The organism is Tardiphaga sp. vice304 (assembly GCF_007018905.1).
In the GTDB taxonomy this organism is placed as follows: Bacteria; Pseudomonadota; Alphaproteobacteria; order Rhizobiales; family Xanthobacteraceae; genus Tardiphaga.
In genome coordinates this window covers 5,499,982-5,512,411 of record NZ_CP041402.1, presented here as the reverse complement: position 1 = coordinate 5,512,411, position 12,430 = coordinate 5,499,982, and the positions used below count along the sequence as shown (strand labels likewise).

Annotated in this window: 12 protein-coding genes; 5 read left to right on the top strand and 7 right to left on the bottom strand. The window is 66.4% G+C overall.

What is annotated here, in order from left to right:
• Positions 1-124 precede the first annotated feature (124 nt).
• From FNL56_RS26255 to FNL56_RS26240, 4 genes are read right to left on the bottom strand one after another with little or no spacing between them, the layout of a single operon-like run.
• The gene (locus FNL56_RS26255; protein WP_143575738.1) at positions 125-1,207 is read right to left on the bottom strand and encodes a lipocalin-like domain-containing protein; all 1,083 of its coding nucleotides are present in this window, start codon (positions 1,205-1,207) and stop codon (positions 125-127) included.
• Positions 1,197-3,659, bottom strand: a complete 2,463-nt coding sequence (locus FNL56_RS26250; RefSeq protein WP_143582463.1) for an ABC transporter permease — start codon at positions 3,657-3,659, stop codon at positions 1,197-1,199. Before FNL56_RS26250 ends, FNL56_RS26255 begins: the two co-directional genes overlap by 11 nt.
• A complete protein-coding gene (locus FNL56_RS26245) occupies positions 3,656-4,309 on the bottom strand; it encodes an ABC transporter ATP-binding protein (RefSeq protein ID WP_143575736.1) in 654 nt (217 codons plus the stop codon). The genes FNL56_RS26250 and FNL56_RS26245 overlap by 4 nt, the downstream gene beginning before the upstream one ends.
• 50 nt (positions 4,310-4,359) lie before the next feature.
• Entirely contained in the window at positions 4,360-5,583 is a 1,224-nt protein-coding gene (locus FNL56_RS26240) for an MFS transporter (protein ID WP_143578424.1), read from the bottom strand.
• A gap of 320 nt (positions 5,584-5,903) precedes the next feature.
• Here FNL56_RS26240 and FNL56_RS26235 point away from each other — a divergent pair, with 320 nt between their 5' ends.
• Positions 5,904-6,167 (top strand): hypothetical protein, encoded by a 264-nt coding sequence (locus tag FNL56_RS26235; protein WP_143575734.1) that lies wholly within the window; start codon positions 5,904-5,906, stop codon positions 6,165-6,167.
• Between the two features lie 4 nt (positions 6,168-6,171).
• Here the strand turns inward: FNL56_RS26235 and FNL56_RS26230 are convergent, their stop codons facing one another.
• Positions 6,172-6,420 carry a hypothetical protein gene (locus tag FNL56_RS26230; protein WP_143575733.1) on the bottom strand — a complete coding sequence of 83 codons (249 nt, stop codon included), beginning with the start codon at positions 6,418-6,420 and terminating at the stop codon, positions 6,172-6,174.
• Positions 6,420-6,686: a transcriptional regulator gene (locus FNL56_RS26225; RefSeq protein ID WP_143575732.1), complete on the bottom strand. Its 267-nt coding sequence runs from the start codon at positions 6,684-6,686 to the stop codon at positions 6,420-6,422. The genes FNL56_RS26230 and FNL56_RS26225 overlap by 1 nt, the downstream gene beginning before the upstream one ends.
• Before the next feature lie 213 nt (positions 6,687-6,899).
• Between FNL56_RS26225 and FNL56_RS26220 the strand changes: the two genes are divergently transcribed.
• Positions 6,900-7,949: a HoxN/HupN/NixA family nickel/cobalt transporter gene (locus FNL56_RS26220; protein WP_143575731.1), complete on the top strand. Its 1,050-nt coding sequence runs from the start codon at positions 6,900-6,902 to the stop codon at positions 7,947-7,949.
• Positions 7,950-7,970: 21 nt separating this feature from the next.
• Here FNL56_RS26220 and FNL56_RS26215 read toward each other — a convergent pair whose 3' ends face one another.
• Positions 7,971-8,777: a class II aldolase/adducin family protein gene (locus FNL56_RS26215; RefSeq protein WP_246660798.1), complete on the bottom strand. Its 807-nt coding sequence runs from the start codon at positions 8,775-8,777 to the stop codon at positions 7,971-7,973.
• Between the two features lie 208 nt (positions 8,778-8,985).
• Between FNL56_RS26215 and FNL56_RS26210 the strand changes: the two genes are divergently transcribed.
• From FNL56_RS26210 to FNL56_RS26200, 3 genes are all read left to right on the top strand, one after another.
• The gene (locus tag FNL56_RS26210; RefSeq protein WP_143575730.1) at positions 8,986-9,663 is read left to right on the top strand and encodes a DUF938 domain-containing protein; all 678 of its coding nucleotides are present in this window, start codon (positions 8,986-8,988) and stop codon (positions 9,661-9,663) included.
• A gap of 120 nt (positions 9,664-9,783) precedes the next feature.
• Positions 9,784-11,019: an MFS transporter gene (locus FNL56_RS26205; RefSeq protein WP_143575729.1), complete on the top strand. Its 1,236-nt coding sequence runs from the start codon at positions 9,784-9,786 to the stop codon at positions 11,017-11,019.
• Positions 11,020-11,204: 185 nt separating this feature from the next.
• Positions 11,205-12,419, top strand: a complete 1,215-nt coding sequence (locus tag FNL56_RS26200; protein WP_143575728.1) for an MFS transporter — start codon at positions 11,205-11,207, stop codon at positions 12,417-12,419.
• Positions 12,420-12,430: the final 11 nt, after the last annotated feature.

Genomic DNA, 12,430 nt, shown 5'->3' with positions numbered 1-12,430 from the left:
GTGGAGCGGGGTGGGGTGACAGCGGTGGAGACGCGCGCATCACGTCCCCCCACCCCGTCTCGCATCCGCTTCGCGGACTGCTCGCCGACCCTCCCCCTCCAGGGAGGGTGAAGGAAGTGCTCCCTCAATACCCCGTCATTTCCAGATAGCCGACGCCGCTCTGGCTGCCGGCGAAGGCGATCGGGCCTTCCCAATAGGGGAAGCTCGTTCCCATCCACGCCTGTGCGTTCAGCGGTACGGTGTCGATCTGCAGTCCGCGGGCGGCGATGCCGACCTTCCATGCGGTCGGGATCTTCTTGCCCGCAACTTCGCTGAAGGCCGTCGGCGTCATCGCGATCTCGCTGGATGCGATCTGCTCGGAGCGACCATCGCGACGAATCCAGTTGCCGGAAAAGTAGTTCGCGCCGTCCTTCTGCCGCAGCCGGAACAGCATCAGCTTCTCGCCGGAGGCCAGATGCAGTGAGAACCAGTCCCAGCCGGTCTGGTCGGAGGCGAGCGGCTGGCTGGAGAATTCGCGGTCCATCCAGGCGCGGCCTGTGACCTTGACGGTGTTGCGGTCGATGGTGAGCTGGCCGCGCGCGGCGAAATACGGCTGGCTGTAATAATACGACGCCTGGCCGCGTTCGGATTTCTTGCTGTAGCCGGCGTCGCCCTGCAGCACCAGACCTTGTTGCGCCTCCAGCTGCAAGGCGTAGCTGAACGCCGGGCCCGACGCCGTGACGTCGAGCGGTGCGGCGGTCGCATCATTGAAGCCATCGCCGCCGCGCATCTCCCACGCATCGATCCAGGCGCGGAACGGTGACGCCGTGACGCCGGCCTGGCCGACGCCGCCGCGTGCAAACGCTTCCGCATAATGATGTGTGGAGGCCGACGTCACCGCGGCATGGCCCATCCAGATCTGCGGATTGGCCCAGCCGTCGCCTTGCGCGCCGGGCGTCATCGCCTGGCGAAACAGCGTCCATTGCGCGCCATAAGCGTTTCCCGCAGCGTCGGTGAGATTGGCGGTGAGGTACCACCATTCGATGCGAAACTCCGGATGCGCGCCGTGATCGGCCGGAAAACTCAGCACGCGTCCGGGCGTCACCGCGGCAAAACCCTCGGCGTCACGACCGAGGCCGGCAAATCCCTGCGCGACTGCGCGCGGACTGCCGAGGCCGAGCAGAGCCAATCCACCGACAAAACCGCGTCGCGAGAGACTACCGTTCATTGGCGAATACTTTCACCAGTTGCGCCGGCTGCATCCGCAACAGCTTGATGATCGGCAGCAGCGCTGCCAGCAGCGAGGCCAGCATCGCCACGCCCAGCAATTGGATCAATTGCAGCGGGAACACATGGAACGGCAGCCGCCAGCCGAACGCTTTGACATTCACCACAGCGATCAGGCACCACGCCACCGCGAGGCCGAGCGGCAGCGCCAGCAGCGCGGTGATCAGCGCCACCGATAGTGTCTTCAGTAGTTCGATCCCGGCCAGCCGTTTGCGCGTGATGCCGATCGCCCATAGCGGCGCCAGTTGCGGCAGCCGCGACTGGCTCAGCGTCAACAGGCTAGTCAGCAGCGCCACGCCGGCGACCGCGAGCGTGAAGGCGTTGAGCGCTGCGGTCACCGCGAAGGTGCGGTTGAAAATCTTTTGCGATTCCGTCTTCACGGTCGACTGGTCGGCGAGGCTGCGGCCGTCGAGCCCGAATCGTTCACGGATCGCCGTCATCATCGCCGGCACATCGGCGGGGGCGACGCGCACGCCCATCCTTGTCTGCGAGATGTCCGGAAAGCGCGCGATCAGCGCGTCGATGGCGACGCCGAGCTGCCCCTTCGGATTGCCGTAGTCGGCATAGATCGCGACTACCTCAAGCTTCCACGCGCCGGCCGGCGTCGGCGCGGTGACGGTGTCGCCGATGCCGAGCTTCAGCCGTCGCGACAATTGTTCGCTGATCAACGCGGCGTTGCCGGTCTTGACGCGGTCCCAGGCGTCCCTGGTCGATTCCAGCAGCGGCCATTGGTTGGGATAGGTGGCGTGATCGGCGAACCCCAGCAGTTCGACGGGCAGGCCGGCGATCGGCACGTCGGTGCGGCTGCCGGGCAGCACGGCCTGCACCTCCGGCCGCTGCTTCAGCCAGGAGCGTATCTCCGCGCCCTGCTTTTCGCTGGAGGCGGCGAGATAGATTTCGGGCGCCAGCCGGCCGTCGAGCCATCCCGTAAAGGTGCGGCTGAAACTTTCGACCATGGTGCCGACGCCGACATTGACGGCCAGCGCCAGCAGCAGCGCCATCAAGGCCAGCGACAATCCCGAGAGTTGCAGCCGGCTGTCGGCCCAGAACCATTTGGCCAGCGGGCGTTGCGTGCTGCGCTCGCCAGCGGCCAGCACCAGCCCCAGGATTGCGGGCAGCGCCAATGCTGCGCCAATCAGCAGTGCTGCGAGCACAACGAAGCCGGCGACCAGTGAATCGCCGAGCCACAGCACGCCGGCCGCGCCAAACAGGATGATCACCGCGAAGCTGCCCTGCAGCGTCAGCCAGCGGCCCTGCGCCTGCTGCCACGCATACGGCTGCGCCGCCGCGAGCAGCGGCAATCGTACCGCCTTCAAGAGGCTCGAGATTGCTGCCGCCAGCGCGCCGAGGATCGAGATCGCCAGGCCCGCCAGCCACCATTGCGGCTTCAGGGTCAGTTGCCCCGGGATTGTCGCGCCATACAATCCGCGCAGGCTGGCGGCGACATCGGGCAGCAGCGACGCGGCGATGAAGTAGCCGCAGACGAGGCCGACCAAACCGGCGATCACCGCGATCGAGACCAGTTCGACGAGCAGCACGGCGTTGAGCAATCTCGCCGAGACGCCGCAGGCGCGCAGCGTGCGCAGCATCGGCCGGCGCTGCTCGAAGCCGAGGCCGATCGCCGAATTGACGATGAAAAGGCCGACCACGAAGGACAGCAGCCCGAAGGCGGTGAGGTTGAGATGGAAGCTGTCGGTCAATCGTTCGAGATCGGTCTCGGCATCGGGCTCGACGAGGCGCAGCTGATCGCCGGTGACGCCTTGCAGCGCGGCGCGCGGACCGCTTGCCTTGCCGATCAAGAGCCGTGACACCTCGCCCGGCATTTTCAGCAGTTGCTGGGCGATGCCGATATCGACGACCACGACGCCTTGCGTCAGTTGCGGCTGCACGCGCAGCGGCGGCAGTCTGAGCGTGGCGTCGATGGCCGAGGTCGCGCCTTCCGCGAGGCCGAGTTCCGCCAACGTCTCTGCCGACACCAGCGCCTGGCCGGGCGGCGTGATGAAACCCTGCACGCCGGCTTTGCCGACTTCCGCCGTCGCGCTTGCTTCCACCGGGAGAGTTACGGGCTCGATTCCGAGCAGCCGCACCGAACGGCCACCGATCGCCACGCGGCCCTCCAGCATCGGCGAGACCGGCCAGCCGGCGCGGCGCAGATCGACAAAAAGAGATTCCGAGAACGTCGCGCCGTCGCGGCCGACCAGCATCGCGGTGCGTGCGCCGCCGAACGTTGCCGCGGCGCGATCATAGCTGGTGCGCGCCTGCTCGTTCAGCGCCTGCACGCCGCTCCACAGCGCGGTCGCGGCAATCAGCCCGACCAGCAGGGTGGCGAGTTGCATCGGATGCCGGCGCCAGTGGCTCAGCAGCACCGCGAGGATCCACAGCGCGCGTTTCACCGGATCAGGCCGGCATGGAGCTGCACCTGGCGGTCCAGCGTCGCGGCCAGCCGCGCGCTGTGCGTCACCATCAGGAAGCCGCAGCCGGTGCGCTGCACGAGATCGCGCGCCAGCGCCAGCACGTCGTCGGCGGTGTCCTCGTCGAGATTGCCAGTCGGCTCGTCCGCCAGCAGCAACAGCGGCTTGGAAGCCAGCGCGCGGCCGATCGCGACGCGTTGCTGCTGCCCGCCGGAGAGCTGTTCGGGGTATCGCTTCAGCAGCGCGGCGAGCCCGAGCCGCTCGATCAGCTCGCTGTGCCAGGCGGCATCGTGCTTACCCGCAATGCGCGACTGGAAGGCGAGATTGTCGGCGACGTTGAGCGAGGGGATGAGATTGAATTGCTGGAACACCAGGCCGAGCCGGTCGCGGCGCAATTGCGCGCGCTCGGCGTCCGGCATGCCGGTGATCAGCTTCTCCTCGAGCCGGATCTCGCCACCATCGGCGGCGTCGAGCCCGGCGATCAGATGCAGCAGCGTGCTCTTGCCGCTGCCGGATTCACCGGTCAGCGCCACGCTTTCGCCGCGCGCGACATCGAGATCGACGCCGCGCAGCACTGCGACCTGTTCCTGTGCCGAACGATAGGATTTTGTGAGGTGGCGGACGGTGAGCATGCCGCCGCACTGTAGCAGATTGTTGTCGTCCCGGCGAACGCCGTGGCGCGCTAGCGCTCGCTGGTCCGGGACGATAGCGTTGGTCGCTTCTCCGACACCAGCGCCAGCACGACCGTCGCGGCCATGAACGCCGCCGAGGCGCCGAATACCCAGCCGGGCAGGGCGCTGTCCATCAGCCAGCCGAACAGAATCGGGCTGACGATACCGCCGAAATTGAAGCCCGTCGAGACAATGCCGAAGGCCCGGCCGGCGGCGCCCGGGGGCGCAGCGTTGCGCACCAGCATGTCGCGCGACGGCACGATCACGCCGCTCAGGAACCCGGCCACGGCCATGGTCAGCGTCAGGAGCAGGAGCGGCATGGTCACCGAGGCGATCGTGAAGACGATCGCGGCGTTGATGGCGAAGCAGCCGGCGGCGATCTGGCCGTGACGCACCGTGCGATCGGCCAGCACGCCGCCGACCAGCACGCCGGCCGCGCTGCAGCCGAGATAGGCGGTCAGCGCGATATTGGCGGCCGAGAACGAAATGCCGTAGCCGCTGATCAGCGCGACAATGCCGAACGAGTTGATGCCATTCTGCGACAGCGCCAGCAGTGTGAAGAACAGCGTCAGCAGCAGGATCGCCGGATTCATCATGCTAACCTTCGCCGCGGGCTCGCCCTCGGTCGCGTCATGCATCGCGCCGGCGTCGGGAATGCCGACCACGACCAGCATCAGCACCACCGCGAGTCCGATCAGCCCCGCCACGATCAGCGCCGACGCGCCGCCGATGCCGGCGACCAGCGCGGCCATGATCGCCGGCGCCACCGCCCCGCCGAGGAAGCCGGCAAAGCTGTGGATAGAGAACGCCCGCCCCATTCGCGTCTCGTCCATATGCGCGGAGAGGATCGCATAGTCGGCGGGATGATAGACGCTGTTGGCGAGACCTAGCAGTGCGGCGCAGACGATCAGCGTGGGGTAGCTGAGATGCAGGCCGAGCGCGATCAGCGCAGCTCCGCCCAGCGTCATGCCGAGGATCAGGATTTTTCGCGCGCCGATGCGATCGACGAGATAGCCGATCGGCGCCTGGGTCAGGCCGGAAACGACGGCGAACACGGTGAGGGCGAGGCCGAGGTCGACATAGGAGACACCGAGCCGGTCCTTGAGAAACGGAAACAGCATCGGCAGTACGAAAATGTGGAAGTGCCTGACCCAATGCGCCACCGAAATGGCGCCGAGCGTCCGCCGCGCCGTATCGATCCGTACCTGATGAGAGCCGGCCGGAATATCGACCATCGCGTTTCCGCCCGTTATTTTGTCGCAGCTCTGGCGTATCCGTAGGGCTGCACTCGGGCCTTGTCTATGAGCGTTGCCGCATGTAGCCGTTGCATCGGCGACAGGGCGCGCGCCACCAGCCCATTCCGCGCACGATCAAGTTGATCGTGGCGGGCACGGCCGTTCGTCCGGTGATCGACCCGCCGGCACCTCAATTGCACCGTGATTGAGGCCCATCCTGTTCGCATCCCGCAATTGCCGATGCCAATTTCCGCCATTCCGTGTAAACGGGGCGCATCCTCACCAAATCCCACCCCAGCCCATCCCCACCCGGAGCGACGATGAAAAAGCCGAAAATCGAAATGGACGAACCGCAGGCCCGCAAGATCGTTCGCGCCGATCGCGCGCCGACGGAGGGCTATTCGCTGGTCGTCGATGGCCATTTCAAGTCGCATCACGACACGGTGGAAGCCGCTGAAGAAGCCGGCATGAAGCTGAAAAACGCCTATCAGATGCTGCAGATCCAGGTCTACGATTCCGCGACCAAGACCCGCACCATGATCGAATGGCCGGCCCCGGCCGCCAAAGCGCCCGAAGCCGTCTAAACGATCAGGTCCGGCGCCCGCCGCTCTGCTGGCCTGCCAGCCAGGCGGCCAGCGCCGGGCTTTTTTCTTTCGGCTTGGCACCGGGCTTGGTCGCGGCCCCGGCAGAAGCCTTCTTCTTTGCCTTGGCGACGACCGGTGGCGCCAGCGCCTCGCGGGCCAGACGTGCCGCGCGCAGCTTGGCCATGTTGTCGGTCACGGCCTTGGTCGCGGCGTCGCGCTCGGCGCGGCCCGATTTGTCTTCTTCCCGCGCCATCAGACGGCTTTCTTCTTGGCGACGGCCTTTTTGACGACGGCCTTCTTGGCCTTGGCTTTCGGCTTCGGCTCGACCGGATTGGCCAGCGCCTCGGCCTCGCGGGCCAGCCGTTCGGCGCGCAGCGTCTCGGTGCGCTTGCGAATCGCGATATCGGCGGCGGCGATGTCGGCCATTGCCTTGATGCCTTCGGTCTCCTGCGCCAGCTTGCGGCTGAGGCGGATTTCCTTCATTTCGGCGGGGGTCTTCGGTTCCGGTTCGGTATCCATGACTGCCTCAAATTGGGCCGCGCCACGCAGGCTGCGGCTATTGCTGCCACCACCCTATCAGAAACGGCCGGCAAAGGCACCCCGCCGGGTCATTAAACGGGGCATCCGGTTTAGTGCGTGCAGGAAAGGCGGCGTTTTCCCGCCCGATATGGTGCGTTGCGCGCGATCCGCCTTCCTGAGAGAATGTCCGTGGAACTGGACTGCATCACCCCCATGCTCAGCAAGCTTTTCGACGATGGCCCGGATAATCAGCGCGGCCGCATCATCACCATGTACGCCATCCTGATACCGGCCAATATCCTGGCCTGGCTATGGGCATGGATCGCGTTCCAGGATCAGCCGGTTCTGCTTGGCACCGCCGTGCTCGCCTATACGTTCGGCCTGCGCCATGCCGTCGATGCCGACCATATTGCCGCGATCGACAATGTGACGCGCAAGCTGATGCAATCCGGCAAACGGCCTTTGTCAGTCGGACTGTTCTTTTCGCTCGGGCACTCCAGCGTCGTCGTCATTGCCTCGATCTTCGTCGCGCTGGCTGTGGCGACCCTGCAGACCCAGGTCGCAGGCTTCAAGGAGATCGGCGGGCTGATCGGCACCGGCGTCTCGGCGTTCTTCCTGCTCGCCGTCGCCGCGGTGAATATCGTGATCCTGGTGTCGGTGTTCCGGCTGTTCCGGGCGGTGAAGCGCGGAGAGCGCTTCATCGAGGAGGACTTCAACATCCTGATGTCGCAGCGCGGCCTGCTCGGCCGGATGCTGCGCTCGCTGTTCGGCATCATCACCAAGAGCTGGCACATGTACCCGCTCGGCTTCCTGTTCGGCCTGGGCTTCGATACTGCGACGGAAATCGCGCTGCTCGGCATCGCGGCGTCGCAGGGCGCCGAGGGCATGTCGATGTGGACGATCCTGGTGTTTCCGGCGCTGTTCACGGCCGGCATGACGCTGATCGACACCACCGATGCGGTGCTGATGGTGCGGGCCTATGGCTGGGCCTACATCAAGCCGATCCGCAAGCTGTATTACAACATGACCATCACGCTGGTGTCGGTAATGGTGGCGCTGTTGATCGGCGGCGTCGAGGCGCTCGGCCTGATCGGCCGCAAACTGGATCTGACCGGCAGCTTCTGGACCGGCATCGAGGCGCTGAACGAGAATTTCGGCGCGCTCGGCTATGTCATCATCGTGATCTTCCTGGTGAGCTGGATGGTCTCGGTGATCGTCTATCGCCTCAAGGGCTATGACGACATCGAGGTCCGCGTCCACTGACGGCCGCGGACCCGGCGCCGGCTATTTGCCCGGCATCTTCTCGAGCGCGGCGCGCTTCCAGAGGTCCCAGGCGCGGCCGTGGATCTGCTCGATCACGCCGAGCGTCTTCTGGCTCTCTTCGGCTTCCATGAACGTCACCGGGCCGCCGAGCGACATCGCCTGCATCTGCAGCTGCGCATTGACGTTGCTGTAATGCGCCCGGAACACGGCCATCGGCACGGTCGCTGCGACCACGACGCTGCCATGGCCGCGCATCAGCGCGACGTTGCGGTCGCCGAGTGTCGCCGCCAGTGCCTTGCCGAGCTGCGCGTTGCTGACCAGCATGTTGCTCTGGCCCGCGGTGTCGCGGATCTCGAACACCGGGACGCCGGGCGACAGGAAGGCGCCGAGGTGAAACACCGGCCGCAGCGGCACGCCGGAGACGCTGAACGGAATGACGCCGGGCGAATGGGTATGGACGATGGCCATCACGTCCGGCCGGGCCTTGTAGATTTCGCCGTGAATGAAGCGTTCGAGGAAGCTGTTGCGGCCACGGGCATCGACGGGATTCGAATCGAGATCGTATTCGAGGATGTCGTCGGCGACGACCAGCGCCGGCGCCACCGAGCGCCCCATCAGATAGCGGTTCGGATTGCTGGGATGCCGCATGCTGACGTGGCCGAAGCCGTCGATCACATTGAGGTCGGTCAGGACGCGATTGGCGAGCACCAGATCCTGCATCGCGGCCGGATCGATCGGGCCGCCCGAAGCGGGCGCGGTCTGCGCATGCAGTGGCGAGATGCCCCCGGTCAGCAGCAACATAAACAAGGCGAATCGGGGCAGTCTCATCGGGCGTCTCCATCGGATGGCGGTTTGATTCCCGCCTTTCCGGCAAACTGACACCGTCGCGGTCAGCCGGCAACCGCAGCCCCCGGTCTTCCCACGCCGCCTTCGAGATGCGCCACGGCGAAGCGGCCCGGGCATGTGCAGCGATGCGTTTTCGCCGAACGGCAATGCTGCTAGACAGGCTCCGAAGACGATCCAGCGAGGATGTGGCATGGCGGACTATGTGGTGCAATTCGGCCAGGACGGCCGCCGCGTCGAAGCCGATGGCCGGCTGGACGCGCCGGCGTATCACCGCAATTTCGAGGCGATCTGGCAGGCGCTGGCGCCGTATCTCGACCGCGCGGCGGGCGACGTCGTCGAGGTCGGCAGCGGCACCGGCCAGCATGTCGTCGAGTTCGCGCGGCGCAGCCCGGACGTTACATGGTGGCCGAGCGACCTTAACGAGGCGCATCTGAAAAGCATCGACGCCTGGCGCATGCATGCGCAGGCCGGAAACGTCCGCGCGCCTGTTCGAATCGATCTCACCGATCCCGCGTGGTGCCCGCAGATGCAGGACGGCTCCGGTCCGGGACCGCTCTCGGCCGTTTTCTGCGCCAACGTCGTGCACATCGCGCCGTGGAATGTCGCAGAAGGGCTGCTTGCCGGCGCCGCGAAATATCTGCAGCCGGACGGGCTGCTGTTCCTATACGGCCCATTCAAGCAGGGCGGCCAGCACACCGCGGTGAGCAATGCCGTGTTCGACACCAGCCTGCGCAACGGCAATCCGGAATGGGGCGTGCGCGATGTCGCGGATCTGGAAGAGGTGGCTGCCGGCGTCGGCCTGGCGCTGCAAAATACCGTCGCGATGCCGGCCAACAATCTCATCCTGGTATTCGGCCGCGCCGGCTGACGCCCCGCGCATGGCGCGCCTGCAGCGGCGGACGTTGATCGGCGGTCCGGCTGCGGCCATAGTTCCCGCTTGGAGTAACAGGCACGGACTTGACCGGGCCATGCCCGGTTGGAATTGCTCATGAATGACGTTGCCGCTGCCGACCTTTCCGGCGATGCCCTTGCACGCTCCAACGTGAAAAAGCTGGCGGTCGCGCAGGCACTCGGCGGCGCCAATTCGGCGGTGATCTTCGCCACGGGCGCTATCGTCGGCGCGACACTGGCGCCCAGCGTGGCGCTCGCCACCGTGCCGATCTCGGTCTATGTCGTCGGCCTCGCCTGCGGCACGCTACCGGTCGGCATGATCTCGCGCAGCCATGGCCGCCGCGTCGCCTTCCTGCTCGGCGGCGGCTGTGGCGTCTTATGCGGCTTGCTCGGCGCCTTCGCTTTGCTCTCCGGCTCGTTCGCGCTGTTCTGCTGCGCCACGTTTTTTGGCGGGCTCTATGGCGCGGCCACGCAGTCCTACCGGTTTGCCGCCGCGGACGGGGCCAGCGCGGCGTACCGGCCAAAGGCAGTGTCCTGGGTGATGGCCGGCGGCGTGTTCGCCGGCGTGCTGGGTCCGCAGCTTGTGCAGTGGACCATGGATATCTGGCCGCCATATCTGTTTGCCGCCAGCTTCGCCGCGCAGGCGGTGGTCGCATTGATCGCCATGGCGCTGCTCTCCACCGTCGATGCGCCGAAGCCGGCGCCGGCCGATCTGCATGGTGGCCGCCCGTTGCTGGAGATCGCCCGGCAGCCGCGCTTCATCGCGGCGGCGATCTGCGGCGTGGTATCCTATTCGATGATGAACCTGGTGATGACCTCGGCGCCGCTGGCGATGAAGATGTGCGGGCTGAGCCTGAGCGATTCCAATTTCGGCATCCAGTGGCACGTGGTCGCGATGTACGGCCCGAGCTTCTTCACGGGATCGCTGATTGTTCGCTTCGGCGCTTCGCGCGTTGTCGCCGCAGGCCTGGTGCTCGAAGCCATCGCGGCGGTGATCGGCCTGTCCGGCGTCACGGCGATGCATTTCTGGGTCGGCCTGGTCGTGCTCGGCGTCGGCTGGAATTTCGGCTTCATCGGCGCGTCCGCGCTGGTGCTGGAGACTCATCGTGCGCAGGAACGCAACAAGGTTCAGGCGTTCAACGACTTCCTGGTGTTCGGCGTGATGGCAGCCGGATCGTTCTCATCCGGCCAGTTGCTGGCCAGCTTCGGCTGGTCGACGGTCAACGCCGTGGTGTTTCCGCCGGTCCTCCTCGGCTTGGCGATGCTGGCGCTGACCGGCTTTGTCCGGCGGCGCGCTGCGCAGCGTGCGGGGATGCCCGGCCCGGCGATCTGATCAGCCGGCCATCGGCCGACATTGATCGATGTCATGGTGGCGATCGCCGATCGCCGCATATTGCCCGTCGGTCCGTAACCGTCGGCGGCGTCTGGCGTGCAGGCGTCGGCGCGCGATGCGCGGGCGGTCGCGTCTCCTGCCGCGCGCCTGCAGGCCGGATCAACCTGGTCGAGGCCCGGGCGCGAATGCCGATGAGAACCAGCTCCATATCCGCCCCATCGTCCGGCGATACCCGGGCGCTGGCCAATGTGCGCAAGCTCGCGGTCGCGCAGGCGCTGGCTGGCGCCAATGCGGCGGTCATTTTTGCCACCGGCGCGATCGTCGGCGCCATGCTGGCGCCGCGCCTGTCGCTCGCCACCTTGCCGATCTCGGTCTATGTCGCAGGCTTGGCCTGCGGCACGCTGCCGGTCGGCGCCCTCTCGCGCGCCTATGGCCGCCGCGTCGCCTTCCTGATCGGCTCGGGCTGCGGCGTGATATGCGGCGGGCTCGGCGCGCTGGCGATTCTGCAGGGCTCGTTCGCGCTGTTCTGCATCGCCAATTTGTTCGGCGGCTTCTACGGCGCGGCGGCGCACGCCTATCGCTTTGCCGCCGCCGATGGTGCCAGTGCGAGCTATCGGCCGAAGGCCTTGTCGTGGGTGCTGGCCGGCGGCGTGTTCGCCGGCGTGCTCGGCCCGCAACTGCTGCAGTGGACGATGGATGTCTGGCAGCCTTACCTGTTTGCCTTCAGCTTCTGTGTTCAGGCCGCCATCGCGCTGGTCGCCATGGCCGTACTGGCCACGGTCGATGCGCCGAAGCCGGCCGCCTCCGAGTTGCGCGGCGGACGGCCGCTGCTCGACATCGTCCGGCAACCGCGCTTCATCGTCGCCGCCATTTGCGGCGTGGTGTCGACCGCGATGATGAACCTAGTGATGACCTCGGCGCCGCTGGCGATGAAGATCTGCGGCCTCAGCCTCAGCGATTCCAATTTCGGCATCCAGTGGCATATCGTGGCGATGTATCTGCCGAGCTTTTTCACAGGCACACTGATCGCCTGGTTCGGAGCGTCGCGTATCGTGGTGGTCGGTCTGTTGATGGAAGCCGTTGCGGCGGTGATCGGCCTGTCGGGCACCAGCGCGATGCACTTCTGGGTCGGCCTCGTCGTGCTCAGCGTTGGCTGGAATTTCGGCTTCGTCGGCGCCTCCGCGCTGGTGATGGAAACCCACCGGCCGTCGGAGCGCACCAAAGTGCAGGCGTTCAACGACTTCCTGGTGTTCGGCGTGATGGCGGTGGGTTCGTTCTCGTCCGGTGAATTGCTGGCCAATTATGGCTGGGCCACCGTCAACGCCGCGGTATTTCCGCCGGTGGTGTTCGGCCTGATCGTGTTGGCCTGGAGCGGCTTTGCCAAACGGCGGCCGGTGTAACATCTCCCGGC